General features: G+C 59.3%; 17 protein-coding genes. 8 read left to right on the top strand and 9 right to left on the bottom strand.

Going from position 1 to position 25,791, the window contains the following annotated elements:
* Nucleotides 1–62 precede the first annotated feature (62 nt).
* Together AC3RLQ_RS16265 and AC3RLQ_RS16260 are read left to right on the top strand one after the other, a co-directional pair.
* Complete coding sequence (locus AC3RLQ_RS16265; RefSeq protein ID WP_493038733.1) at nt 63–1,148, top strand: alpha/beta hydrolase fold domain-containing protein; 1,086 nt, start codon at nt 63–65, stop codon at nt 1,146–1,148.
* Nucleotides 1,149–1,156: 8 nt separating this feature from the next.
* Nucleotides 1,157–2,254, top strand: coding sequence for an SGNH/GDSL hydrolase family protein (locus AC3RLQ_RS16260; RefSeq protein ID WP_493029745.1), 1,098 nt, complete (start codon nt 1,157–1,159; stop codon nt 2,252–2,254).
* An 18-nt stretch (nt 2,255–2,272) separates the two neighbouring features.
* On the opposite strand, the gene AC3RLQ_RS16255 is transcribed toward AC3RLQ_RS16260, so the two are convergent.
* The 3 genes from AC3RLQ_RS16255 to AC3RLQ_RS16245 are packed head-to-tail and all read right to left on the bottom strand — an operon-like array spanning nt 2,273 to nt 5,942.
* Complete coding sequence (locus AC3RLQ_RS16255) at nt 2,273–3,499, bottom strand: mandelate racemase/muconate lactonizing enzyme family protein (protein ID WP_493029744.1); 1,227 nt, start codon at nt 3,497–3,499, stop codon at nt 2,273–2,275.
* An 8-nt stretch (nt 3,500–3,507) separates the two neighbouring features.
* Complete coding sequence (locus AC3RLQ_RS16250) at nt 3,508–4,950, bottom strand: Nramp family divalent metal transporter (RefSeq protein ID WP_493029743.1); 1,443 nt, start codon at nt 4,948–4,950, stop codon at nt 3,508–3,510.
* Between the two features lie 20 nt (nt 4,951–4,970).
* A complete protein-coding gene (locus AC3RLQ_RS16245) occupies nt 4,971–5,942 on the bottom strand; it encodes a mannonate dehydratase (protein ID WP_493029742.1) in 972 nt (323 codons plus the stop codon).
* Nucleotides 5,943–5,994: 52 nt separating this feature from the next.
* Here AC3RLQ_RS16245 and AC3RLQ_RS16240 point away from each other — a divergent pair, with 52 nt between their 5' ends.
* Together AC3RLQ_RS16240 and AC3RLQ_RS16235 are read left to right on the top strand one after the other, a co-directional pair.
* The gene (locus AC3RLQ_RS16240; RefSeq protein ID WP_493029741.1) at nt 5,995–7,317 is read left to right on the top strand and encodes a neutral/alkaline non-lysosomal ceramidase N-terminal domain-containing protein; all 1,323 of its coding nucleotides are present in this window, start codon (nt 5,995–5,997) and stop codon (nt 7,315–7,317) included.
* 3 nt (nt 7,318–7,320) lie between these two features.
* The gene (locus AC3RLQ_RS16235; RefSeq protein WP_493029740.1) at nt 7,321–8,943 is read left to right on the top strand and encodes an SGNH/GDSL hydrolase family protein; all 1,623 of its coding nucleotides are present in this window, start codon (nt 7,321–7,323) and stop codon (nt 8,941–8,943) included.
* Nucleotides 8,944–9,172: 229 nt separating this feature from the next.
* On the opposite strand, the gene AC3RLQ_RS16230 is transcribed toward AC3RLQ_RS16235, so the two are convergent.
* Nucleotides 9,173–10,222, bottom strand: coding sequence for a ComEC/Rec2 family competence protein (locus tag AC3RLQ_RS16230; RefSeq protein WP_493029739.1), 1,050 nt, complete (start codon nt 10,220–10,222; stop codon nt 9,173–9,175).
* Nucleotides 10,223–10,281: 59 nt separating this feature from the next.
* Complete coding sequence (locus tag AC3RLQ_RS16225; protein ID WP_493029738.1) at nt 10,282–16,857, bottom strand: autotransporter-associated beta strand repeat-containing protein; 6,576 nt, start codon at nt 16,855–16,857, stop codon at nt 10,282–10,284.
* A 174-nt stretch (nt 16,858–17,031) separates the two neighbouring features.
* Between AC3RLQ_RS16225 and AC3RLQ_RS16220 the strand changes: the two genes are divergently transcribed.
* Nucleotides 17,032–17,265, top strand: coding sequence for a ferredoxin (locus AC3RLQ_RS16220; protein WP_395732995.1), 234 nt, complete (start codon nt 17,032–17,034; stop codon nt 17,263–17,265).
* 54 nt (nt 17,266–17,319) lie between these two features.
* Here the strand turns inward: AC3RLQ_RS16220 and AC3RLQ_RS16215 are convergent, their stop codons facing one another.
* A complete protein-coding gene (locus tag AC3RLQ_RS16215; protein ID WP_493029737.1) occupies nt 17,320–18,348 on the bottom strand; it encodes a hypothetical protein in 1,029 nt (342 codons plus the stop codon).
* A 107-nt stretch (nt 18,349–18,455) separates the two neighbouring features.
* Between AC3RLQ_RS16215 and AC3RLQ_RS16210 the strand changes: the two genes are divergently transcribed.
* A complete protein-coding gene (locus AC3RLQ_RS16210) occupies nt 18,456–19,427 on the top strand; it encodes a KpsF/GutQ family sugar-phosphate isomerase (protein ID WP_493029736.1) in 972 nt (323 codons plus the stop codon).
* 7 nt (nt 19,428–19,434) lie between these two features.
* Here AC3RLQ_RS16210 and AC3RLQ_RS16205 read toward each other — a convergent pair whose 3' ends face one another.
* From AC3RLQ_RS16205 to AC3RLQ_RS16195, 3 genes are read right to left on the bottom strand one after another with little or no spacing between them, the layout of a single operon-like run.
* On the bottom strand, nt 19,435–20,379 hold the full coding sequence (locus AC3RLQ_RS16205; RefSeq protein ID WP_493029735.1) for a TraB/GumN family protein: 945 nt from the start codon (nt 20,377–20,379) through the stop codon (nt 19,435–19,437).
* A gap of 56 nt (nt 20,380–20,435) precedes the next feature.
* Nucleotides 20,436–21,890: a DUF1501 domain-containing protein gene (locus tag AC3RLQ_RS16200; protein ID WP_493029734.1), complete on the bottom strand. Its 1,455-nt coding sequence runs from the start codon at nt 21,888–21,890 to the stop codon at nt 20,436–20,438.
* Nucleotides 21,891–21,913: 23 nt separating this feature from the next.
* Complete coding sequence (locus AC3RLQ_RS16195) at nt 21,914–23,125, bottom strand: M14-type cytosolic carboxypeptidase (protein ID WP_493029733.1); 1,212 nt, start codon at nt 23,123–23,125, stop codon at nt 21,914–21,916.
* A gap of 147 nt (nt 23,126–23,272) precedes the next feature.
* Here AC3RLQ_RS16195 and AC3RLQ_RS16190 point away from each other — a divergent pair, with 147 nt between their 5' ends.
* Entirely contained in the window at nt 23,273–24,442 is a 1,170-nt protein-coding gene (locus AC3RLQ_RS16190) for an alpha/beta hydrolase (RefSeq protein ID WP_493029732.1), read from the top strand.
* A gap of 39 nt (nt 24,443–24,481) precedes the next feature.
* Nucleotides 24,482–25,780, top strand: a complete 1,299-nt coding sequence (locus AC3RLQ_RS16185) for an amidohydrolase (protein WP_493029731.1) — start codon at nt 24,482–24,484, stop codon at nt 25,778–25,780.
* Nucleotides 25,781–25,791 lie beyond the last annotated feature (11 nt).

The following is a 25,791-nucleotide window of genomic DNA, read 5'->3' as shown; positions in this document are numbered from 1 at the left end:
TTTATGAAGTGCTTGAATCCAGAATTGTGCCGGAAGCGGATAAGACCAGATTCTTGAAAACTGTGGTTCTCATTTCGGCACTCCTCATTCTCGCATGTCTCGCGGTGAACGCGTGGATCATGTCGCCGACGCGCTGGCAATGGCAGCTTCAGCTGGCGACCACGGAGTTCGGTCACTGGCTTACGCTGCTGTCGCTGCTTTTGATTTATCCCGCCGCGCAGTCCTCGCGCTGGCTGGCGTTGGTCTGCCTGCTGCTCGCCATCGTGTTTTTCATTCCTGCCGTGCAGGCGTCGAGCATTGCAGCGGCGCAGGGGCTGCGCTTCTCATGGCTGCGTTTGTGGCAGCCGGTGCATGCTGAGAAATTCAGCGTGAAGTGTGAGCGTCGTACCTTTTGGCGGGAGGGGGATGAAGCGCTGGATGTTGTGATCTATCGGCCAGTTGGTGTTGAGAAACCGCTGCCGTGTCTTCTTATCGCCCATACCGGGGGCTGGGACAGTGGTGATCCGGGAGAATTTGTCGGAGCCAACACGGAGCTCGCTTCTCACGGCTATGTGTTGTGTTCCTATGCCTATCGACTTGCTCCGAAACACCGCTGGCCGGCGCAGGCTGAGGATACGCGTCGTGCCTTTACCTGGGTTCGCAGTCACGCTGCTGAACTCGGCATCGACGTGAACCGGATCGTTCTCATGGGCCGGTCCGCTGGCGCGCAGATCGCTGCTGCCTGTGCTTATGGCATGCCGGAGCTTGGTGCCTGTGGCTGCATCGACGTCTATGGCACGCCCAACATGCATCTCGCCCGCGAGTGGTCTGTGCCTGACGATTTGTTAAAATCCCTGACTCTGGTGCGCCAGTACATGGGCGGCGATCCGCACGAGGCGACGGAAGGTTATCGTACTGCTTCGGCGACTGAGTTTCTCGACTCGCACAGCCTGCCTACGCTGATCCTTCACGGCACTCTGGATTCTCTTGTCGGCATCGGTCACAGCCGCCGTTTCAGCACGAGCCTTGCGCACCGCGACGATCACTTCTTCCTCGAAATTCCCTGGGGTACGCACGGCATGGACTACTTTCCCTCCACGCCGGGCGGGCAGCTTTCCATGTCGGCCATTGTGCGCTTCATGGAACGATTTGCTCATGATGCTCCGTAGTGGAGGACATGTACCGGATTCTCAGTCTCTTCTGCGCGCTCACCTGCTCCGCCTTCGCCGGAGATCTTCAGCTCACTCTGCCACCTGTCGTGTATGCCACGCCGGATGTGCCGATGAGCATCTACCACGACAACATCGTGCTGACGGAGACTCCCGAGTCCTACCGCTTTGAGTTCACCTGCAAGCTGGGCAAAAACGAAGAACGCCGCTGGACGCTCACACCGAGTGATGCCGATGTGGGTGATCACCCGATTGCCATCACCGTCAAAGACGCTGGCGGCAAAGTGCTGGAGCAGGGAAAGACGATGCTGCACATCTCTCCGCGCAAATCGACTTCCTCCAAGCCGCTGCACCTGCTCATCGTGGGGGACAGCCTCACAAATGCGAGCTTTTACCCGAATGAAATCGCCCGCCTGCTTGCTCTGCCGGGCAATCCCAAGGCCACGCTGCTAGGCACTCATAAACCTGCAGGCGTAAAGCAAGGTGTCGCGCATGAAGGTTACGGTGGCTGGAAGTGGTCTGACTTCCTCACCAAATTCGCGCCGGAGACTCCGGGAGTGGCCGCAGGTCCCGTGGCTCGCAAGGCGACCAGCCCTTTTATCTTTCCGGCTGCGGATGGCAAAACCGGCGTCTTTGATTTGCAGCGCTACTTCAAGGAGCACTGCGGCAACCAGCAGCCCGATGTTGTCACTTTCCTCCTCGGCATCAATGACTGCTTCGGCGCCGATCCGAACAACCCGGATGCCAAGATCAATGAGGTGCTCGACAATGCGGACAAGCTTCTCGCTGCATTCCACAAGGCTGCGCCCAATGCCAAACTCGCAGTGGGACTGACTACGCCGCCGAATGCGCGCCAGGAAGGGTTCACGGCGAACTACAAGGACAAGTATCCACGCTGGGGCTGGAAGCGCATCCAGCACCGGATTGTGCAGCTCATGCTCAAGCGTCTCTTCAACCGGGAGAAGGACGGCATCTTCATTGTTCCCACGGAGCTCAATCTTGATCCTGTCGATGGTTATCCGAACAACAATGGCGTGCATCCCAATCCCGTTGGCTACGCCCAGATTGGCGCGAGCTTCTACTCATGGATGAAATCGAAGCTGTGAAGCGGCAGTTGAACGCCACTACTTCGCCACACTCTTCCTCCACCCATTCGTTCCTTCACGGAACAGCTCGTCCTTGAGCTTGGTCCCCAGGCCCGTTCCCGTGGGCAGCTGCGCCTTCCCGTTCACGATGACGGGCAGCGTATCGACCAGCTTGTCGTAGAACGAGCGGATGTGCGCCCGGACCGTCTCCTGAAACACGACATTGGCCGATGAGGCCGCGAGATGCAGGCCGCTGAACAGCGTGAGCGGGCCGGTGCAGTCGTGAATCGTCGCGGGGACGTTGAAGGTCTGCGCCATGTCGATGACACGGCGGGTTTCGCTGATGCCGCCGTTCCAGGTGGGATCGACCATGCAGTAGTCGCAGGCCTGCGCTTGCAGCACGCTCAAATATTCTTTGCGCCCAAGCAGCATCTCGCTCGCCGCGATGGGCAGACCACTCCGACGACGGAAATCAGCCAGCGTGGCTGCGTTATCGACGCGCAGCACGTCTTCCAGCCAGAGCGGTTTGATCTCGCGCAAAGCTTCGGCGATCCGTTCCGCCGCCGGGAGTTGGAAAAACGCGTGCCCTTCGATGGCGATGTCCATTTTCATGCCCACACGATCGCGAATCTCCCGCAGGGGTTTCATGCCTTCTTCGACATCGGTCCAGGAGATGTGCAGACCGCCGTTACGATGTGCCGCACGATCAAACGGCCACAGCTTCATCGCGGTGATGCCTTCAGCCAGCAGTTCCTCAGCGAGGTCACCCGCGGCAAAATGAGAGGCCCAGTTGTCTTGCAACGGTCCCTTGCTGCCGATGTCGCCATAGCCCGGCCAGCCCGGATGACGTGGAGCTTCCGCAGCACCTGCCAGCGCGCCGTAACTCGGACCGCCGCTCGTATTATACACCGGAACTGCATCACGCACCGGCCCGCCGAGCAGGCGATACACCGGCTGGTTGCAGGCCTGCCCAAGAATGTCCCACAGCGCGAGATCAATGGCCGACAGCGCCCGCATCTCCGCTCCCGGATGCCCAAACGGTGTGCAGCGCTCATAGATGAAGCGCCAGTGCGCTTCGATAGCCAGCGCATCGGCTCCGAGCAGGCGCTCCGCCATCCAATCGTGAATCAACGACGCGATGGCATGCGGTGTGTAATACGTCTCGCCGCAGCCGATGAACCCGTCCTCCGTGTGAATGCGGACGAGCAGCAGATTCGGCATGATGCCGGACGGAATGGCGGTTTCGATGGCGGTGATGCGTGACATGACGTGGGTCAGTGGGTGAAAATCTGGTGGAACATGGCGAATGAAATGAAGCCGTAAAACAAGGCGCACAAGACGAGCGCGATCTTGCGCCACAGGGGCGGCCGCAGCTCACGCGGCAGCAGCGTGGTGTTGAGGCGCAGGATTTGCAGCGCGGAGAAGGCCGTGATGGGTGCGGCGGTGGCACCGAGAATCATGAGCAGCAGTTTGGCATCGCCAAGGAATGCGCCGAAGCACGCGACCGCCGTGAAGCCGAGCAGCAGCAGGCCATAGAGCCGCCCCACCGGCATTTTCTTCGGCACCGCACCGCCTGCCCATGCCATGTCTGCCACCACGCGGGCCAGCACATCCACATTCGTCAGCGTCGTGGAAAACAGAATCCAGAAGCCGTTCATGAGGCCGAGAATCCAGAAGCCCTCCCACAGCTTGCGCATCTCCGCCGCTTGAAATACTCCCGCAGCAACACCGGTGACCTGCATGCCGGGCTGAAACAATGACGAGGCCAGATTCACCATCAGAAACATGCCCACGATGCATCCCAGCATCCACAGGCCGGATTGATCAATGATCGCGTAACGCCACCAGTCGCGCCAGCGCTTCAAATTTTCCGCGTTGATCGGAAACACGCTGCCTACGGGGGCCAATGTCTGCTCCGTGCTCCACACGCCGCCCATGTTGCCCGCTTTGGAAGCCATGCCGAAGCCCTTGTCACGAAACCAGTTGGCGATGGCAAGATTGCCAATGCCGCCGCTGCCTGCGAGCGCTGCAAACACCGCCAGCATCACGAAATCGACCTTCTCAGGAACCACTCCGAACGAGAAGAAGCCTGTCAGCGTGCTGCTCCAGTCCTTGAGCGGCACAAAGGTGAAGTTCACCCACAGCAGGAAACCGAAGATGAAGATGATCATCATCCACGACAGCCGTTCCAGCAGCCGCTCGACCTTTTTGCCTGATGCGAGCACCACGGCCGAGATCAACACGAGCGCCACCGTGATCCACGTCACAGTCGGCGCATCGGCATCCGTCGGTGCACGCCCTTGCAGGATCGCAAACGCCACCCCCGCGCATCCAGCCGCCGCCGCAGGCATGCCGAGCTGCGCAAAGCCTGCGAGCGCATAAAACACCCCCCACGCCCGCGATCCCGGCCGCATCCGCATGAAGCCCGTGAGCACCGGCTCTCCCGTGTAAAGCGTGTAGCGCACCGCTTCGAGATTCAGCAGTGACTGCAGAACAAATGCCAGCGTCGCGATCCACAGCACACTGCGTCCATGCTGCACCACAAACAACGGCCCCGCGATCCACTCGCCCATCCCAATGGCTCCCACGAGGAGAATGGCTCCCGGCCCAATGGTGCGCAGCGCATTGCGCCAACTGAATGGCAGTGGCGCTGGGAGATCGTCCGTCTTCCAAGGAGGAAGACAGCCGTGATTCGGGTTGGATGGGGCAGGTTCCATGAGATTTTATCCACCGCTCTTCAGACAGGCGATGATGGCTGGCCAGCTTGAACACTTTGAATCAGCCCGCGCATGTAGCCATAGGCGAACAAGCGGCCCATCATGGTGTAGCCGGGCTCGCCCTCTTCTTCGCCGTCGAGCTGCGGCACATGATCGGGACGCATGGGACCGGTGAAGCCGATGTCGTGATAGGCGCGCATGGCGGCAACCATGTCGGTGGGGCCGTTGTCATGAAACGTCTCGGCAAAACACTCTGCATTGCCACGCACGTCGCGAAAATGAACGTAGCGGATGTGCGGGCCGAGCCGGCGGATGGCGGCGGGAATATCGGCACCCATCTCTGCAAAGGTGCCCTGGCAGAAACAGATCGCATTGTGCCGGCTCGGTGAGAGGCGCATGAGCCGCTCGAAGTTTTCGACGCTGTTCATGATGCGCGCCTTGCCGGCGAATTCGGCCAGCGGTGGGTCATCGGGATGCATGACCATCGTCACGCCGTGTTTTTCTGCCACGGGGAGCAGTTCGGCAAGCATGCGCTCCAAGTTCGTCCACAGGGCGTCTGCCGTGATTGTTTCGTTGCCAGCCTGAATTGCCGCCGAGTTCAAAGACATGGCATGCTGCGCTTCTTTGAGATCAAAGGCCGTCACCAGCGCTCTGCCACGCTCCCTGGCATCCAGTTTGGTGCGCACCCAGTCGGTGCCGGCCATGAAGTTGTAACAGAGCAGCGGAATTTTCGCCTCGCTCATGTGTTCAAGCAGCCGTTTCTTCGCAGCCATGTCAGTGCCATCATCCTTCCCGAGCTTGATCTTCTCGATGGGCAGATAGCCTTCGATGATGCCCAGCTTTATGCCGTGGCGCTCGATTTGCGCCTTGGTTTTCAGCAGAGGCTCCAATTCTGGCCCTGGATATCGCACCGTAATTTCTTCCACGCCGCACTGGGCCGCGAGGGCCAGATGGTGATCATTGAGCGGTGTGAGGACGGAGGCAAGACGCATGAAAGATGGGTGCGGAGTGAACAAACAACGTGGGTGCTCCCGTAGTTTGTGCATGTCGCTCCGCGCTTTTTCGCTCACCATTCTGTTTACCAGTGCCGTCCTTGCTGCGCCGCCTGGAGCCACGCCGCTTTCGCCTCCAACTCCGCCGAAATCTGTGGCTCCTCATGTGCCGGCGAATTGGAAAGCTGGAACGGCCACTGTCGCGGTGACGCCGCAGAAGATGCTCTGGATGGCGGGATACGCGGGGCGCAAAAAGCCTGCGGAAGGCAAGGTTCAGGATCTGTTTGCCAAGGCGCTGGCTCTTCAAGACGAGCAGGGAAACAAGCTGGTGTTTGTCACACTTGATCTCATTGGCGTGCCGCAGCTTCTGCGTCAGGCCGTGGCGCAGCGTGCGGAAAAGGAGTTTGGGCTGCCGCCTGCCAATCTCGTCATGAACGCATCCCACACGCACAGCGGTCCCTCCATGCGCACCACACCACTGACGGACGCCGAGAAGGATAATCCAAAAGCCAAGGATGCCTGGGACTACACTCAGAAACTGCAAAATGATCTCGTCGGTTTGATTGGCAAGGCGCTTGCAGAAATGCAGCCCGCCCGCCTTACCTGGAACAAGGCGCGCTGCGGTTTCGCCATGAATCGTCGTCGTGACTACACGCTGCCGCCCGACCATCCGAACGCCAACAAGGCGCCCAATCCGGACGGTCCCGTGGATCATGAAGTGCCGGCGCTGCGCATCGAAGCGCCTGATGGCATGCTGCGTGCCACCCTGTTTGGCTATGCATGCCACAATACCAGCCTCGGCTTTTACAACTGGTGCGGTGACTATGCGGGCTTTGCGCAGGAATACCTGCAGGAGCATCGCCCCGGCTTCACGGCCTTGTTCCTGATGGGCTGCGGCGCTGATCAGAACCCATATCCACGTCGCAGCGATGTCGTTCCCGGTGTCACGGATCTGGAGCTTTCCATGCAGCATGGTCGTTCGCTTTCGAACGCCGTTGAAATGGCTCTTGTCGTCAATCCGCGTCCTGTAAATGGGCCGATCCGTGCCGCCTACGAGGAGATCAAACTCAGCTACGCCAAGGCGGGGCGCGCAGACCACGACTACCCGGTGCAGGTCATCAAGCTCGGCAACGATCTCACCTTCATCACGCTCGGCAGCGAAGTCGTGGTGGATTACTCGCTGCGCTTCAAGCGTGAGTTTGCCGGTGCCGCCGGTGTCTGGGTGGCCGGTTATTCCAATGATTACACCGGCTATGTCCCGAGCCTCCGCGTGCTCAAAGAAGGCGGCTATGAAGCTGCGGCCGGTTGGGCGGAAAGCGTGGAAGAACGCATCGCCGACAAGGTCCATGAACTGCACCAAAAACTTTCCCGATAATCCATGAAGACGCTCGCACTCCTCCTCGCATTCACCGTCTCGGCTCTCGCTGCCGAAACTCCGCTTTCGCTCACCCTGCAATCGCGTGCTCCTGCTGGCAAAGCGACGCTGGTGAAAGAGGCCTGGCTGCCCTCCCGCACCGCCATCATCGTCTGCGACATGTGGGATCTGCATCACTGCAAAAACGCCGTGACGCGTGAGGTCGAGATGGCTCCGCGGATGAATGAGGTGCTCGAAAAGGCCCGCAAGGATGGAGTGCTTATCATCCATGCGCCGAGCAGTTGCATGAAGCCCTACGAAGGAACGCCCGCACGTGAGCGTGCGAAGTCCGCACCCGCCGCCGCACGTCTGCCTGACAAAATCGCCGAGTGGTGCAAACAAATCCCGTCCGAAGAGATGGCCGTCTATCCGCTGGATCAAACCGACGGCGGTGAGGACGACGATCCCATCGAGCATGCGGCCTGGGCCAAGGAACTTGCTGCGAAGGGGCTCAATCCGAAAGCGCCGTGGACGAAGCAGATCGACGTGCTGCGAATTGATCAGGAGAAAGACGCCATCAGCGACAGCGGTGTGGAGATCTGGAATCTTCTAGAAGCGAGGAACATCGACAACGTGATCCTCATGGGGGTGCATCTCAACATGTGCGTCTCCGGACGCCCCTTCGGCCTGCGCCAGATGGCGAAGAACGGCAAGCACGTCGTGCTTATGCGTGACCTGACGGACACAATGTACAATCCTGCACGCTGGCCGTTTGTGAGCCATAGCCGTGGCACGGAGCTGTTTGTCGCTCATGTGGAGAAGCGCATCTGCCCCACGATCACGTCGGATCAGATCATCGGTGGTACGCCCTTCGCGTTCAGCGATGTCACGGCGGGCAACAAACGCCTGCAGATCATCCTTCTTGGCGACAGCACCACCGAAGCCAGCATCCCGAAGAAATTTGCGCCGGATGAACCGCAGATCGAGGACACGCTGCGCATCAAGCTGGCCGCCGAAGCCGACCTTCCTCCCTGCGATGTGTACAATGAAGGCGTCAGCGGTGAATTCATCCGCCGGCTGCTCGACACCCGCTACGACAAGGCGGTGAAAACCAAGCCTCAGGCCGATTACATCTTCATTCGCTACGGCATCAATGACATTGCCAAACGGCAGGACTTCAAAACGAACTTTCCCAAGGACTTTCGTGAGCTGCTCGCCCGCCTGCATGCGGACCATCCCAATGCCATGCTCATTCCCATGACGGTCATTCCATACACGCTTGAGAGTTTGCATGCGGACATCAATGACGTCGTCAAGAAGATCGCTGCTGAAGAAAAGCTGACGCTCTTTGACATCGCTCCTCGATACCTTGCGGAATTGAAGAAGGGGCCCGACATGCTGAACTACCGCCGCTACTCGCTCGCAAAGATTCCTGAGAATCTGCGCGGCTTTGCCACGCCTTATATCCAGCCTGGCGCGGATCCCACCGTGGTCGTGCTCGACAATCACCTCGACGGCATCTTTGGCCACCTGCCCGGCTGGGCGAGTGACCGTCATCCGAACCTCGCGGGTTATAACGTCATTGCCGATGAGACGGCCAAGTGGCTGGCGCCGGTGATTCGCGCCCGACAAGGTGGGAAGAAGTGATAAGGCCTGATACCTGCTGAAAACGTGCTTTGAGCGAGGCGGGATGTCTTACAGACGCTGCTTTCGCTGGCTGGATGGCGGGTTCAGGACGAAGCGCATTCTTCACCCTGCGAAAGCGGTAGCTCCGATGCAGGCTTGCGCCGTGCATCTGCGCGACCGCACTCCAAAAACGCTGCCGCGGTGCTATGGTTCAAAAACGCCTTGGTGTAGAGCTCTTCATTCCTGGGTATCACTTTTCGCGTGTTTGGAAAGTGCGGCTGTGTTTCTGTGAAGGCACCTCGACGGTGTAGCTTTTCCCATCGGCACTGACGGCGCAGTGAATGTGCTCGGCGGTGCAGCCTTCGGCCAGATCGCCATGGTTGGCGATCATCGTTTTGTCCGCCGTGTTTTCATGATCGTCGCGGACGTTTTCATGCACTTGATACATCGCCTGGATCGTCGGGGTCGATTTGAGCGCGTCCATGGCGGACTTGCTGGTGCCTTTGCGTGGGCCGTTGTTCATGACGGAAACCGTGGGCTGGAGACTGTGGATGAGCATGGGGTTGTTGCTTACATCCAGGCCGTGATGATTCACTTGATACAGATCCACTGTGCCGACGAGATTGTATGGGGAGACGAGTTTTTCTTCGACATTCCATGACAGATCGCCGCCATCAAAGAAGCGGAAGCTGCCGAATTGCAGCAGCATCACCACGCTGTTGGCGTTGTCAGTTGGGTCGGCTGCTTTGGGTGGCACGGAGCCTTTGAGCGGGTTTTCGGGCTGGTCGGGATAGGGTGGGATGAACTGCTGGTTCGCGCCCAGGCAGCGGAGCGTGAGCTTGGGACTGCCTTCGGCTTGTTTGAGTGGCACGATGGCACCGGCAGCCAGCGTGACGCGCTTTTCGACCTTGGCATCACGATAAGGGCGGCTTGTCAGCGTCCAGCGCATGTCCTGGGCCTTGCCGTCTGGACTGCCATCGGGGAGGCCTTTGTCGTAGAGAGTGCCGACCGGCATCAGTTCCGCCAGTTCGGCCAGACCGCCGAAGTGATCGGCATGAAAGTGTGTGATGATGACGTGATCAATGCGCGTGAGTTTGGCCTGCTCCGTTGCGACTTTCTTGATGCGCTGCGGATCGCGTCCGCCGGGATTGCCTGTGTCGATGAGCACCGACTCACCTGCTGGCGTCACAAGCAGGGTCGAGCCACCGCCTTCGGAGTCGATCCAGTAGATGTCGAGCGTCTTGTCACGCGCGGAAAGAGTGAGGGTGCAGGCAAGCAGGGCGGCGAGGATGGATTTCATGGTGGGTGAAGCGCCTTCTTCACGCTCGAAGAAGGCGCGTTCTCTCATCGCAGATGAATCTACCTCCCGGGTGGGTTCACTTCCTTCACCGTTGCGCCGTGGGTGTCGCTGAGGATCAGGATGGCAATTTTTTCGACGTTACTCAGTTCGGCAGGCTTGAGCATCTGGTAGTCGAGGCCGTTGGCGGGTGCGGCTTCATAAGGAGTGGGTTGCGGTGAACCATTTTCGGGGCCGTTGAGGCTGGCGTAGTCGAAGCGGCCGCGCAGGTCGGTGTAGCCGTCCTTGAAGAAGCGCACGGTGCCGTTGTTCAGGCGTGCGTACACTTTGACGTAGGCCTTCGGCAACGGCTTGTCGGTGGTGGTGTCGCGGGTTTCGAGACGGCCGTAGTTTTCGGAGAGTGTGAGCTTCAAGGTGTTGGCGTGATAGGCCTGGGTCTTGCGCTGTCCTGCTCCGAGGACTTCAACGAGTACGTTCGCTTTGGCGAATTCGGCGGGCAGCGCCAGTTCTAGCTTGGTTTGATCCTTCGGCAATGTCTGCGTGGCTGTTTTGTTCGGCTTGATGATGCTGAAGCGTCCGGCGTCCTGGCTCACGAAAGGATTGCTGCTGAAACTGAACTCGGGGTCCATGAGGTAGTAGTTCAGTGTGACCTCTTCGAGGTTTTTCCATGTGAGGGCGATTGTCTTGTTTTCGACTTTGAAATCAAAGCCAGGCTCGGTGGCGGCGAGTTCGGCCTGCTGTTTTTCGCGATCGGGCTTGTCGCCTTTTTCAGTCTTTGCGGTCTTGCCTTCGATTTCTTCGAGCTGCGTGGACACATCTGCGAACAGGAGCTTCCAGCGCGGCACGGGATGATCGGTATACTTCGCGGCAAGACCGCGTGCGGCGGCGAGATCGCCTTCATAAAAGGCGGCGTAGCACTGGAAGTAGTCGTGCTGGATCTTGGTGGGCAGCTTGGTGGCGTCGACGGTCTTGAAGCGTGCGAGTGCTTCTTCCACGCGGTCTTGCAGGAAGAGAAAGTAGGCCACGCTGAAGTTGTCCATGGCATCCAGCTGCGGCTTGTGCGCGAGGATGGCGAGAAGATTGGTGTACTGCTCTAGCACGGCGGGATTGGCGATGCGCCATTCGTCACCGACGCGGTGGGCGCGCTGGTTGACGAGCGGGGAATATTCGAGCTGCTCATAGCTGCGGCGTTCGATGGGATCGAGCGTGAGGAGCTTGCTGGTGAAATACGGACCGCATGCTTCACCAAAACGTACCTTCAACCATTCACGCAGCGTGGCGGCATCGTTGTGAAGCAGAGCATAGGTGTCGATGGTCTCATCGTCGAGATGGTGCGTGCGCATGTATGCCATGAGCTTTTGGTAGAAGTCCACGCTTTGACGGCAGCGCCACGCGACGCGGGCCAGATCGATGGATTCAAGGTTTGCTTGATCAAGGAAAGTGAAGACCTCCGCTTCGCTGCTGTACTGCGAAACATAATCCCATGAGGCTTTGTCCACCTCGGTGAGTTTCGGCACGACATTGAACTCAAACGGTTTTGCGCCTGCCGTGCTGGCGCTGGTGGCGACGTTGACGGGGAAGTGCGAAAACTTGAGGCCGGCCTTGGCGGGCACGAGCGGGAAGTAGAAGTGATATTCGAAGGTCTGTGTGGTGTAAGGCTCCAGCCGGATCTGGCGAGAGTCGGTGGCCTTGCTGCCGAGCATGGGCAATGCACCCTGCGGGATCTGCAGCAGCACCACGGCCTTCACGGGGCTGCTGGTGGGATTGGTGACGACGATGTTTGCTCCATACGATGCGCCGGTGAGAAATTCGGTGGTGACGTATTTTTCGAACTTCTCATTTCCCTCCATGCGGTAGCGGTCGCTCTGACGGAAGAAGCTTTGGGAGACGAGGAGCTGGCCTTGTGCATTGTTTTCGACAACGGCAGGTTTGATCTCTTTGTGATACATGATGCAGGGGCCGCCTGCGGTGAAAGTGAAGGTTCCATTGTCGGCCTTCGTGCTGTGCTTTGGAGCCTCAAAGGGCAGGTCAAGCACGGCGAGCGCGAGCATCATCTCGGTGAAGGTGCGGCTGGCCTCGGCTACGTTGGAAGAAACAAAGCCGCCCTTGGAGCCAGCGGCCACCCAGGCAGCATAATCGCGCCAGAAAGCGTTCACGGTGACGAGTTCGGCGGTCTGGTCTGTGATGCGCAGCTTGTAGTAGTTGTTCTCCGCCCATTCTTTGGTGGGGCCGAGCGCACGGAAGAAGATGCGAACCTGCTGCTGCGAATCCCTGGCAGATCCAGCGTCGAAATAGAGGAGGGTTCCAGCATGGATGGTGGTGCCGCCTGTGTAGGTGTTGGCACCGCTCACGGCCCAGCCTCCTGTGCCGGATTTACGCAACGCTTCTTCTCGTTCTTGGCCGAGTGCGGTCATTTCCTTGGGCATTTCATCTTTGCCTGAGATGTTCTTTGAGGCCGCAAGCTGCTGAAGTTCAACGGTGGTCAGAGAGCGGTCGTATTTGCGGTTTCCAGGCTTGGCTTCGCTGCTATTGCCGAGATTTCCAGATCCCATTGCTGGTGCCGGCGCGGCAAAAGCATCTGCGGGAGCTGCCGCCGGTGCTGGCATCGGTGACATCGGCGGAGGAGGTGGCGCAGGGTTCAACGCCGCGCCGTAATTGGCGCGAAAGCCCTCCAAATCCCCCTTTTCCATCGTGCGGCCACGTAGTGCCGTTTCAAAGAGGTAATCCTGTTGTTCGGGATTCGGTGGAATCATCTCCCATAGCTCGCGGACATGACGTGCGGCATTCGGAGCTTCGTTTTTAATGCGCTGAGCGAGCAGGATGCGCTCGACGATGTTGAGGTGGGCGTAGGCCCATGGTTCCAGATATGGGGAGAGATCGAGGCCGAGCAGGAACTCATCCATGAAGGTCTTGTCCTTCTTGTTGGCGAGGTAGGGTTTCGCCACGGCATCGAAGAAAGGCTTGTCTTTGCGGGAGAGGAAGAAGTTCAGTTCATGGCAGGCGAATTCACCGTATTTGGCGCGCTTCTCATCTTCTTTGAGCTTGGGCCAGTTCAGCAGCCATGCGAATTCGGCCAGATGGCCGTCATTGCTGAGCGTGGTGAAGAGCGAGTGGATGCCTCCGAGTGTGTCGTAGGTTTCAAGTTCGCTGGTGAGGATGTCGGCGAGGGTGAGAGTCTTGCCAGTTTCGAGTACGGTGATTTCTTTTTTCTGCGTGAAGGGAGTCTTCGGATCAAGATTTCGTGCGAGTCGTTGATCGGCGAACTTGGTGGGAGCTTCTGGCAGTGTGAGGGTGCGCCAGGAGGCGTTTTGCAGGTCTTCGGCGTAAATCTGGACATGCTGACGGTCGCCGAGGGCTTTGCGTTCGATGCGGACGACGCCGTCTTTGTCTGGCACCAGGTTGTAGATAACCGGGGCGGAGGCAGCTAGGAAGTCGAGGTTGGTGCCGCCTTGCGGGCCGCTTTGGGCTTTCATTTTCTGTGCTGCCATTTTGTCGGCGTTGTTGGCAATGCCAGCGGCTCCTCCGCGAGTCATGGCGGCTGACTGGCCTCCGAGCTGAGCGAGTTCGTCGAGATCGGTGCTGCGGATCTCCCATGGATTGAGCAGCAGGCCGGGACGGGTGAGCATGTTGCCGGGGAAGAGCTTGGCGTAACGGCGTTCGAGGATGTAGCGGTACTCATCGCCGATCTCACGGCCAGCGGAGTAGAGATTGGGGTTTCTCGCGGGGGTGCCGGAAGCTGCGCCGAAGCGGGTGAAACCGCCGAGCCCGCCGAAGATGCCGCTGCCGGGGTCAAAGCGGGATGCAGCGAAGTGAACGCGTGCGAAGGGACTGCTGTTGGCGAGTTTGACTGTGATGAACTCCTGGCCGTTTTCGATGCTGAGGATGTGGAGCGGTGTGTTGCCTTTGAGTTCAAGTTGGCGGTGTCTGCCAAGCACCCAGCCACCGAGGGTGTCGCCTTGAGTGACTTTGAGTGTGATCAGCGGCTGGTCAGGGATTTTCAGTGAGTAATCGCCTGGTGTGAGGCCGCTGATGGAGAGGAAGCCGTTTTCGGATTTGAGGAGGGCTCCAAGGTCTGCGGTGAAGGTGCCGGAAGACTGAGAAAGGAGTGAGGGAGGAAGGCTGCCGGTGTCATGAATGGGGACGCGAATGGTTTCGCCCTCCTTGGCGTGAATGGTGGTGGAGAGTGTATCCTCGGCATTGAGCAGCGGCCAGAGTGTCTGACGGCCATTGGGGATTTTGGCTGCGACGGATTCGATGCTGGTGAGTTTACCGAGGTTCACGCGGCCTTGGGCATCAGTGCGTAATGGGATGACCTTGGAGCGATTGAACTCGCGGTGCTTGAAGGTGAAAAGAACCTGCTGATCGGCGATGGGTTCGCCGTTTTTCCCCAGCAGTTCAAAGATGCGTTGCCCGTCAAAGGTGCTGAGGTGGCCGTCGTTGACGGCTTCGGTCTTGTCGATGCCGTTGAGCGTCCAGGTGTGGCTGGCGGTGAGATCTTTCTTGGTGCCACCGGCGCTGACAACATTCACCTTGGCACTGAAGGCCACGGTGAGTGAGGCGAGGCGCTCGGGGACGGTGAGCGTGTGCGTGAGGTCGCTGCCGGCGCTGAGTTTAAGGTCTTTGACTTCGCGAGTGGTGGAGATGCCATCCAGCGTGGTGCTGGTGATGGTGAGCTTCGGTTCAGTGAGGAATTCCGGGGCGAGGTGCACCTCTCCGATCATCAGTGCGGTGCGGACGGCCAGTGTGGCCTCGCGGCGCGAGAGAAGCTGCTCGCGTTCGATGTGAAACTGGGCATCGAGGCGGTAGTCCTCGGCATGATGGGTGAATGACGTGAGCGTGGCGAAGCTGCCGGCGGCATCTCCAATGACAAGGTTCTTTGAGCCGGGTTGATTCGTGAACGGAATGACGATGCGTCCGATTTTTTCATCGCGCGTCAGTTTACGGCCTTCAAACCACGCCACGGCATCGTTCACGGGCTGGTGCTTTTCATCGAGGACGAGGATGAGATCTCCGCTGGGGCCGGCTTGCTGCAGGATGTGGAACTGACCGGTGCGAATGAGAGCGCGGCTGCTGCGACCACTGCCGATGAACTCGATGATCCATGCGCCGCGTTTGCCCTTGAGCTCGGGGAATTTGAAGGTCTGTCGCGTGCGTGCGAACGGGCCAACTTCGAAGGCGTGGGTCTGCTCGCTGTTGGCGACGAGGCCGTCGAGATTGAGATCCGTATTGATCTGGCGCTGCTGAGTTTGGAAGAAGTTGAGCGTGTTCAGCTCAAAGATTTTCACGATGAGCTTCGGAGTGTTTTTGACGGTGACGTCGAACTGGATGTCGTCGCCGGGTGAGAACTGGGGTGTGTTCGTGGCGGGGAACTCGATGTCCACGCGGTCCTTGAGCTGCTGAAATTCGGTGGGTGTGATCAGCGAGGCCCAGTGCTCCGGAGAGCCAATACGGTGAGTGATGAGCGCCTCTGCCAGCACGGGGGTGAGCCATTCTTCAGCGATGTAGGTGGTCCATTGCGCGAGGACGTCGTTGGGATCGGAATCGGGCTTCACCTCGGTGGCAAAGAGGTGGAGGAAGTACTCGCGAACGAGCGGCTCGTCCGTGCTGAGGGGAGGGGAAAGCAGCAGCGGCTCGCTGAGATCGGCGTTGAGGTCGGAGAGTTCGCCGGGGATGACGTCCTTGATGTAGGTGTAGTTGATGTAGTTGAGCTGGCGCGGGAGCTTGAGGTATTCAATGAAGCGGGCGCGGTCATACACGCCGTGCTTGCGATCATGGTCCAGGCGCAGGTAGAGGATGCGGGCTTTGAGGGTGTTTTGGGAGGGCGGCAGTTTTTGTGCGAAGGCCCACACGCGGTCGAGCCAGGCCGCGCGCTCAGCGTTGTCGTATTCCAGATTCACATCCGCGCTGGGGGCCATCTTGCGCAGGCGCGTGTAAACGAAGGCCTGCTGGCCGAGCCACTGCGGGAAGGTTTGCAACAGAGCATCAAGCTGCTCTGGCAGCAGGGCACGATGAATGGGAAGAGAGCCGAAGGTGCGAGATTTGTCCGCCTGAAGGTCGGCAATGATGGCCTGCACGAGATTTGGCACATCAGGGCGCTGGAGCTTGCTGAGCACGCTGCGGCGTTGATCGGGCTTGAGCGGCACCTGATCACGAATGAGGGAAGCCAGGGCTTCCTGGGAGAGGGACTCAAGACTGCGATCGTTGTTCAGCGCATCGCGGAGGAAGACTTCGCGGCTGATTTTGGCGGGATCTAGCTCCGTGGGGAGGTTGGGCTTCTGGTCACGCACCTCCTGCTGGTGGTCGTGACGAATGCCCAGACGCTCAATGAGGTATTTGAGTGTGGCCTGGGGATCGCGTTCATAATCCAGGATGGCCTCGCGATTGAGGATGATGCGACGGGCTTCGTTTTCGTCGGGGACGCGCTCACGCCATTGATTGAGGATTTGAGTGAGCCTGGCATTGTCGCGGAGGTTTTGATAATGGAGAGCGTGGAAGAAGTAGTATTCTTTCGAGCCTGGTACGAGCTCGTCGAGGGCTTTTTCGCGGTCGGCAGCGATGGCGAAGCGCTCGATGAAGCCGATTTCATTTTCGGCAAGCACCGTGAGAGGCAGCAGGAGGGCGAGGACGAGCGATTTCATGGCAGGAAAGCGGGTTGGGGTGAATGATGCGGCGAGCATCACGGCTGAGGCGAGCTTTTATTGTAAAGACTCTGTCAAAGGGGGGAGGCAGGGGGGAGGAGGTCCGGCAAAAAACCGTTTGAAACCCAGGGTGCGGCTACTACTATCCTTACCCCCTTACTTTTCCAGATTCCCATGGCCGACGCTGCAAACAAATACGCCCAGAACGCTCCCGGAGCTTACTATGTTGATGACCAGTGCATTGACTGCGACCTCTGCCGCGAAACGGCTCCTGCAAACTTCAAGCGCGACGACGACGGCGGTCATTCGTTCCTCTACAAGCAGCCTGAAACTGATGAAGAGCGTGCACTTTGCGAAGAAGCCCTCACTGGCTGCCCGGTGGAAGCGATCGGTCGCGACGGCGAATAAGCCTTCAGGGCAGTCATTTTAAAGCACACCGTCATGGCTGACGGTGTTGCCGTATCAGGGCAGGTTGAGCCAGCGCTGGGCCACCACTTTGTCCAGAATTACGCACTGGTTTGACTGGGCGTTTGGCGGAAAGGATATCAGCATGGTGTAGCCTTTGAAACCGGTGGGGCCGGTGCTGGCGAGGTCTCTCTCGATCCACTGAGCCAGAGGGGTGCCACGTTCACAATAAGCGTACACTGAATTGTCGCCACCCTCTGACAGCAGCTTGATGCAGAGGTATTTTTTAGAGTCGGAGAACTCGTAATTGTAATACTCAAACAAGCGCACATAGGACCGTACCAGCACGGGGCTGGTGGGACGTTTGGTGCGCAACTCCTGGAACGACATCTCGCCGTATCCGGTGAGGCTTTCCCAGTCGACCAGAAATTTCCCTTGTGGACCACGCAGCATGGCGATTTCCAGCGAGCCTGTGGGCCTGGTGCCTGCATAACTGAAGTAAAGAATTTCAGTGCCATTGATCTGATAACGCGCCTTGCTGACCAACGCCCCAGGTAATGGATCTTTGGCACTCTGCACTTCATAGAAATTTTTCATCAAGGGGGCAACCCGCTCAGAATGGGCCACCAGAGGAACGCGATCCTTCCAAGATTCCGTTTTCCAATACTGGTCCAGCAGCTGCAACGCCTGAACCACTTCATCGCTGGACTCCAGGAGCGGCATCTCCTTGATGGTGGATTCTGCAGGATGCAGTGAAGCATTCTGACTGGGGGAGTATGCCAGGGTGGTGGAGGCGGAAGACGCGGTGGGCGTGATTGGGGGAGTGGCTTCGCTGCTGGCCGGGAGTTTCGGCAGTACCGAAGGAGTGGGTGGGGTGGTATGGGCCGTCTCAAGGGAGATCCCCAGCTTTTCCAGATCCTGGGCTTTCTTCTCGGCGTATTGGGCCTTTTCGATCAGGGTATTGCGATTGGCGACGTTGAAGAAATAGAATTTCCATCCCACGTACAGGGTCAGCGACAGGATGACGCACAGGGTGATGCAAACACCCATGAAGGCGCGGTGAGAACCGATGGAGCCAGAGGTCATTGATTAAAGAACAATTCAGAAGGAGCTTTCCTAATCATGGCGGGGAAGTATCGCGGGCTCAAGCACTTGGTTGATGCATCTCAGTCCCCGCCTAACAGTTCAGACCCATGAATTACCCCGAAAAAGCCCGCCGCGTGATCCAGCTCGAAATCGACGAGCTGCAGCGGCTGCATGCGCGCATTGACGAATCCTTCGCCCGGGCCATCGAGCTGCTGCTCACGGGGGTCCGCCAGCGGGGCAAACTGATCGTCTGCGGCGTGGGCAAAAGCGGCAACATCGGCCGCAAGCTTGCCGCCACGCTCAACAGTACAGGCGCGACCACCGTGCTGCTCAACGTCGGAGATGCGCTGCATGGAGATCTGGGGGTCATTGATCCGGGTGATCTGGCGATCATGCTCAGCTACAGCGGGGAAACGTCTGAACTGCTGGATCTGCTGCCGCATTTGAAGCGCTTCGACATCCCGATCATCGCCATCACTGGCGGCATGCAGTCCACGCTGGCCAGGAATGCGGATGTGGTGCTCGACGTGCACGTCACGCAGGAGGCCTGTCCCTTGAATCTCGCCCCGACCTCCAGCACCACGACGATGCTGGTCTTGTGCGATGCGCTGGCCATGGCTTTGCTGGAAGCGCGGGGTTTTCAAGCCGAGGACTTCGCGAGACTGCATCCGGGCGGCTCGCTGGGCCGTGCCCTGCTTACGCGCGTGAGCGATGTCATGCGCAGCGGAGAGCAGCTCGCGGTCATCCAGCCTGATACGACCGTGCGTGAGGCCCTTCAGGCCATGACCCGCGCGCGCAGCGGTGCTGCCATCGTGACGAATCCGAACGGCACTCTGGCCGGCGTCTTCACTCATGGTGACTTTGTCCGCGCTTTTCAGAAGAACAACGCCATCGCGGACAAGGCGGTGAACGAGTTCATGACGCCGCGCCCGGTGAGCATCCAGGCCAGCAAACTCGCAGCCGAGGTGCTCGCCACACTCGAAAAAAACCGCATCGACGACATCGTGGTGGTCGATGAATCGGGCACACCCGTGGGCATGGTGGATACGCAGGATCTGACCCGGCTGCGGCTTTTGTGAGGCGTGCTCAGAAGTCCGTCACTTCGCGGTAATGCCGCACGCGATAGCCACGCTTGCGAAAGAGCTCGATCAAGCCGGTGTCCGAGGTCAGGTGTCCGGTGCCTACCAGCACCATCACCTTTTCGCCGCGTTTGAGCATCTGCTCCATACGGTCCATCCAGGAGAGATTGCGGGAGGAGAGAAAAAGATTCATGAGGTCGGGGTACTTCTCCGCCTCGCGGAAGAGCATCTCCTTCAGTTCATCCAGCTGGCCATATTTCCAGGCCTTGATCATTTTTTCGAACTCCTCTTTCACGGAGCTGATTTCTCCCAGAGTTTGCTCCAGGAGCTCGCGCTGCTGCTTTTCACTGAGGGAGGCAAAGAGCTGGAGTTGAAACTCCACCGTCTCCAGTCCTTCGGCAGGCTTGCCGTCCTTCTTTGCACGTTCCTCAAAGAAAGAGTCCACGCCCTGATCCGACTTGGCGCCCAGGGCCGCATACTCTGTGGAGGTGATCATGAGCGCCACGAACCACGGACGGAAGTGGTTCAAAGAGGAATCCTTCAGGCCGTGTTTGGCGGCCCATGTTTTCACGGCCTCCCAGGTTTCCTTGCTTACATTCGTCTCGAGCGACTTGTCTGGTGGATACTGGCCGAGCTGGGACATCCGGCTCGTCAGTTCTGATCCTGAAGCCGCGCCTGGCGGCAGTTCCAGGACAAGCTTGTTTGAATACATGTACGCCGCCTCATAGGCCGGGGCCAGGGGGTAGTCTTTCTCGCGTAAAATGTGAATGGTGCCGCACAGGAACAGGCGACCGCCGTTTGGCCCGTCCACCACCCACACGCTGCCATCACCACCGCCGTCGGCGACAAAGGCCGCTGCATCCGGCTTCACGGCAGGCTTCGCTTCTTCACGTTTGCATGCCACGACGCAGACGCAGAGTGCGAGGACAAGGAGGAAGCGTGGGATCGGCATTGTAACGATTCAAACACTCGGCGGGAGCGGGATGCAACCGGGATGTGTGACATCACTCAAGCCAGCACCGGCTTTACCACGCTGCCAAGCACATCCGTCAGGCGGAACTGGCGGCCTTGGAAGCGAAAGGTGAAGCGTTCGTGGTCGATGCCGAGAAGGTGCATCAGGGTGGCCTGGAAATCGTGCACATGGACACCGTCTTTCGCGACGTTGAAGCCGAACTCATCGCTCTCGCCGTAGGTCATGCCGGGCTTCACACCGCCGCCGGCCATCCAGATGGTGAACACGTAGGGGTGGTGGTCGCGGCCCCACTGCTTGGTGTCCTCGATCTTGCCTTGCAAGAAAGGGGTGCGGCCAAATTCGCCGCCCCAGATGACGAGCGTGTCCTCCAGCAGGCCGCGCTGCTTGAGGTCCTTCACCAGTGCGGCACTCGGCGCATCGGTGTCGGTGCATTGAATCTTGAGCTGCGTGTTCAGATTCCGGTGCTGGTCCCAGCCTGCGTGCATGAGCTGCACAAAGCGCACGCCACGCTCGGCGAGACGACGCGCCATGAGGCAGTTGTAGGCGTAGCTGCCCTGCCGCATCACATCCGGGCCGTACATGTCGAGGATGTGCTTGGGCTCGTCGGAGAAGTCGGTCAATTCAGGCACACTCGTCTGCATCTTGTAGGCCATCTCATATTGAGCGATGCGCGTGGCGATCTCGGGGTCGCCGAAGTCCTGCAGCTTCATCTCGTTGAATCCCGCGATGCCATCCAGAATGGTGCGCTTCACCTCACGGCTCATGCCGTCTGGATTGCTCAGGTAGAGAACGGGATCGCCACTGCCGCGAAATTTCACGCCCTGATACTTGGACGGGAGGAAGCCGCTGCCCCAGTAGAAGTCATAGAAGATCTGGCCGCAGCTGGCCTCCTTGTCGCGCGAGGTCATCACCACAAAGGCGGGCATGTCCTCCGCATCGCTGCCGAGGCCGTAGCTCAACCACGAGCCAATCGCCGGTCGGCCAGCCTGCTCGCTGCCGGTCATGAAAAAGGTGATCGCAGGCGCATGATTCACCTGCGTGGTGTGCAGGGATTTGATGAAGCACAGATCGTCTGCGATCGCGGCGGTGTGAGGCAGGAAGTCACTCACTGTCGCGCCGCTGTGACCATGGCGTGAGAAATTGGTGATTTCGCCCAGCAGCGGACGCGCCGTCTGGCCGCCTGTCATGGTGCTGAAGCGCTTGCCTGCTGCGATGCTGTCCGGGATCTGCGTGCCGTGCATCTTTTTGAGCATCGGCTTGTAGTCATACAGGTCCACATGCGAAGGCGCGCCGTTTTGCAGCAGGTAGATCACCCGTTTTGCTTTTGGCGCGAAATGCGGCAGCGCCGGGGCCATGGCATCCGGCGCCTGTGCTGCAAAGCCTTCTCGTGTCAGCAACCCGCCCAGCGCTGCGCCACCGATCCCCATGGCCGTTTTCCCAAACAGGGAACGGCGGGTCAGGTGAAGGCGATTGGCGTCGAGGGGATGCATGGCAGGGCAGGAAGGTATCGGACTCAATGCCGCGGCTCTTTCAGGTAGGCGTCCAACGCGCGGGCCAGCTGACCGCCCACAGTCATGTAGTTCTCCGCTGTGCTGTTTGGCGTGTTCCAGGCTGTTTCCAGCGTGATTGAAATCGTGCCTTCACCGCCATGCGCACGGGCCCAGCCACTGCTCATGCGGCCGCGTTCCTCCTCCGTCTTCACATACGTGGCATAGCGGTACTTCGGCTCCACCTTCAGAGGTCCCGTGAGGTGCGCCGCTGCCAGATCCATCCAGCGCTGGTAGTTCTCGCGCTGGAGGCCGGTCATGCGCTCAAAGCCGAACGGGCCGAAGAAGTACGGCGCGCGATCCGTGGGGCCGGGATTGTGCAGGTCCAGAAACACATCCAGCCCGTGCGTGGCCTGAATCTCGGAGATGCGCTTCTGTGCTGCGGCCACTTCGGGGTGATACGGTGCGTCCGACCAGTCGCGGTTGTGATCCTGCGGCAGCGACTCCTTGCCTCCCGCTCCGAGGGTCACATTGTCCACGTCCATGATGGGAATAAAATGCACGCAGCAGCGCTTGCGAAAATCTTGAGCCTCCGCGCTCGCGAGCCATTCCACGAAGCCGCGCCCCACCCACGCGCCGCCTGCCTCCCAGGCATGCTGACGCGCATTCACCCACACCTGACGTGGCGCGCTGGGCCTGCCGATGCGGATGCCCTTCACCGGTCGGTCATTGCGCGTTTTGGCGAGTTCAAAGCGCTCTGCTTCCTCTCCCAGCTTCGCTTTCACCCCGGCCAGCACGCTCTCTGCCGTTGCTGGAACAAACGGAGGCCCCCAGGCCAGCCAGAGGCTGGGGCCTTCCGCCTGCACTTGGTACACCGCCACCTTGTCTGCGGTGCGCTCCGCTTTGATGGACTGCTGCCAGGTTTTGCCATCGTGGCTTAGCACCGCCTGATCCGGCTGGCACCAGGAAGAGGCCAGCACGGTGTCAGGACGAAAAGGCCGCGTCTGCCCCTGTACCTCCAGCGTGATCTTCTGTCCTGGAGTAGTGCCGTCCAGCCGCAGGAACCACCAGCAGGGCCAGCCACGCCCTTCATGCAGCGCGGGCATGATGCGCAGCTTTCCCGCCGTCTGATCAAGCGTCACCACCTCCGCATTGCCGCCTTCAAAGTCTGTGACCACCCGTAGCTCTGCATGGGAGGCCACGGTGCCGAGAAACAGGAGAAAAAGAGCTTTAATCATGGGGGCAAACAACGGTGCCAGTGGCTTGACCTGCGCATAAAACTTTTGGCTACGCTTATTCTTCTCACCGCAAAGAGGTCCATTCTGGCGGCCAGCCAATTGCTTTGAGACTTGCCATTGGGGGCAGGTCTCGGCTTAGATGCTTCCATGAAACAGCTCCTTCTCCTGCTCATTGCTCCCGCATGTTTGTGTGCAGCCGATCCCATCGAACTCAAGCTCTGGCCAGACGGCGCACCCGGCCAGATGCTGCCGCATTCCAAGGGGACGGAGGATTTCATCCGCACCAAGGCCGGCAAAAGCACCATCACCGACATTCACGATCCCACGATCACCGTGTATCGTCCGGAGAAACCCAACGGCACCAGCGTCATTGTTGCTCCAGGCGGCGGCTTTGTCTTCCTCTCCGCCATTCATGAAGGCAGCCAGGTTTGCGAATGGCTCAACACCCTTGGCGTCACCGGCGTCCTGCTCAAATACCGCACGCCGACGCGGGATGAAACCGCTCCGCATGAAAAGCCGGTGGCCGATGCTGCGCGGGCGATCGCGCTTGTTCGCGAACATGCCAAGGAATGGAATCTTGATCCGAAACGTGTCGGACTGCTGGGTTTCAGTGCGGGAGGAAACCTGCTCGCCCACATCGCCTGTGACCGCGCGGCAAAGACCGAGTTGCCAGATTTTGGCATCATGATCTACGGCGGTGGTTTCGTGGACTTCAAAGATCCCACCAAGCTCAAGGAGGGCTTCACCGTGCCGAAAGACGCTCCGCCCATGTTCCTCGCCTGTGCTCATGATGATGGCCAGAATCCCACTGCCGCCACCGTGCTCTACCTCGAGTATAAAAAACTCGGCATTCCGTGCGAAGTGCATCTCTTCACCAAAGGCGGACACGGCTTCGGCATGCGCGATAACAAGCAGCCGATCAACGCCTGGCCGCAGCGCTGCGCGGAATGGATGGAGTCCATGCACTTTTCTTTGAGTGAGCAGCAGTTTGATCGTGAGATCGAGCAGGCGGAAAAGAAGCTTCAATCGAAGTTTAGCCAGATGGGCTTGCTCATGAGCGAGATGAAAGAAAAGGAGCTGAACGAGATCACGGTGCAAATTCAGGAAGCCCGCCGTCTGGGGCAGACGGCCGCAGTTGCACGACTGCAGCAAAGGCTGGCCGAACTTGCGGATGCCAGCAAGCAGCAGGTCAAGGATGATTCCCCCATGCGCGCGCGCATCAACGAGGAGCTCATTCAATTGAAAAAAGAAAAGCTCGAACTCGAAGCCCGGCGGCAGATGTTTCTCGACAGTCAATCCGCTCCTAAACAGCCTTGAGTCTTGCAAGACGCCGGGATTTTCGGCTTAGTGCTTGGCATGAAACCGTTTTTGCTCTCTTTGCTGGTCGGGTCATCACTCGTCGCTGCCGATGTTTCTTCGGTGGTGAAAAAGGAACTGCCATCACTCGTTGCTCTCTACAAAGAGCTGCACACGAATCCAGAGCTATCGCTGCATGAGACGGAAACGGCGGCGCGCATTGCCAAAGAGCTGCGTGAGGCCGGGCTGGAGGTCACGGAGAATGTCGGTGGTCATGGTGTCGTTGGCGTGTTGAAGAACGGGGAAGGCCCGGTGATTTTGGTGCGTACGGATCTCGATGCGCTGCCGGTGAAGGAGCAGACGGAGGCCCCCTATGCGAGCACGAAGGTGGTGAAGGACGATCTCGGACGTGAGGTGAACGTGATGCACGCCTGCGGCCATGACGTGCATATGGCCAGCTTTGTGGGAACGGCGCGGGCCCTGGTGAAACTGCGGGATCAGTGGCAGGGGACGATTGTCATGATCGGCCAGCCGGCGGAGGAACGGGTGCTTGGTGCGCGGTTCATGCTGCGCGCGGGATTGTTCTCAAAATTTCCCAAGCCTGACAAGGCCATCGCGCTGCATTGCTCCTCTGACATGGCGCATGGCACGGTCGGCATTGTCGAAGGCTTTGCACTAGCGAATGTGGACTCCGTGGAAATCGTGGTGAAGGGCGTGGGCGGGCATGGCTCGATGCCGCACCTCTGCAAAGACCCCATCGTGCTCTCGTCACAGATCGTGCTGGCCTTGCAGACAATCGTCAGCCGTGAGGTGAGGCCCGGTGATCCGGCGGTGATCACGGTTGGCAGCATTCATGGGGGCACGAAGAGCAACATCATCTCCGACGAAGTGCGCCTGCAACTCACGTTGCGCAGCTACAAGAAGGAAACGCGGCAGCACTTGATCGACTCCATCAAGCGCATCGTCAAAGCCCAGGCCGTGTCCGCCAGCATGCCCGCTGACAAGATGCCGGAGGTGCTCGTGTCAGAAGACAGCGCCACGGCGCTCTATAACCAGCCGGAGCTGTGCCAGGAGGTGCGCGGATTCATCGGGGCGGCCATCGGTGCAGAGAATGTCATCACTCGCGAGCCTGTCATGGGCGCGGAAGATTTCTCCGAATACGGCATGACGAAGGACAAGGTGCCGCTGTGCATGTTTTGGCTCGGCACGCAGCCGCCTGCAGTGGTGGCCGCAGCCAAGGCCAAGGGCACCTCGCTGCCGTCGCTGCATTCGCCGTATTTCAAACCTGTTCCTGAGCCCAGCATCGAGACTGGCGTGACCGCGATGACCTCGGCGGTCATGGGCTTGCTGAAGAAATAAGGCGGGCCGCT

The sequence above is a fragment of the Prosthecobacter sp. GW821-HT29F12 genome, from assembly GCF_058803405.1.
This window is presented reverse-complemented; position numbering and strand designations above follow the sequence as displayed.

Coding starts and splice junctions, on each gene's coding strand:
- AC3RLQ_RS16210 (WP_493029736.1), top strand. CDS start 18,456: ATGAATTACCCCGAAAAAGCCCGCCGCGTGATCCAGCTCGAAATCGAC.
- AC3RLQ_RS16220 (WP_395732995.1), top strand. CDS start 17,032: ATGGCCGACGCTGCAAACAAATACGCCCAGAACGCTCCCGGAGCTTAC.
- AC3RLQ_RS16230 (WP_493029739.1), bottom strand. CDS start 10,222: ATGAAATCCATCCTCGCCGCCCTGCTTGCCTGCACCCTCACTCTTTCC.
- AC3RLQ_RS16235 (WP_493029740.1), top strand. CDS start 7,321: ATGAAGACGCTCGCACTCCTCCTCGCATTCACCGTCTCGGCTCTCGCT.
- AC3RLQ_RS16240 (WP_493029741.1), top strand. CDS start 5,995: ATGTCGCTCCGCGCTTTTTCGCTCACCATTCTGTTTACCAGTGCCGTC.
- AC3RLQ_RS16225 (WP_493029738.1), bottom strand. CDS start 16,857: ATGAAATCGCTCGTCCTCGCCCTCCTGCTGCCTCTCACGGTGCTTGCC.
- AC3RLQ_RS16260 (WP_493029745.1), top strand. CDS start 1,157: ATGTACCGGATTCTCAGTCTCTTCTGCGCGCTCACCTGCTCCGCCTTC.
- AC3RLQ_RS16245 (WP_493029742.1), bottom strand. CDS start 5,942: ATGCGTCTTGCCTCCGTCCTCACACCGCTCAATGATCACCATCTGGCC.
- AC3RLQ_RS16250 (WP_493029743.1), bottom strand. CDS start 4,950: ATGGAACCTGCCCCATCCAACCCGAATCACGGCTGTCTTCCTCCTTGG.
- AC3RLQ_RS16185 (WP_493029731.1), top strand. CDS start 24,482: ATGAAACCGTTTTTGCTCTCTTTGCTGGTCGGGTCATCACTCGTCGCT.
- AC3RLQ_RS16215 (WP_493029737.1), bottom strand. CDS start 18,348: ATGACCTCTGGCTCCATCGGTTCTCACCGCGCCTTCATGGGTGTTTGC.
- AC3RLQ_RS16205 (WP_493029735.1), bottom strand. CDS start 20,379: ATGCCGATCCCACGCTTCCTCCTTGTCCTCGCACTCTGCGTCTGCGTC.
- AC3RLQ_RS16195 (WP_493029733.1), bottom strand. CDS start 23,125: ATGATTAAAGCTCTTTTTCTCCTGTTTCTCGGCACCGTGGCCTCCCAT.
- AC3RLQ_RS16190 (WP_493029732.1), top strand. CDS start 23,273: ATGAAACAGCTCCTTCTCCTGCTCATTGCTCCCGCATGTTTGTGTGCA.
- AC3RLQ_RS16255 (WP_493029744.1), bottom strand. CDS start 3,499: ATGTCACGCATCACCGCCATCGAAACCGCCATTCCGTCCGGCATCATG.
- AC3RLQ_RS16200 (WP_493029734.1), bottom strand. CDS start 21,890: ATGCATCCCCTCGACGCCAATCGCCTTCACCTGACCCGCCGTTCCCTG.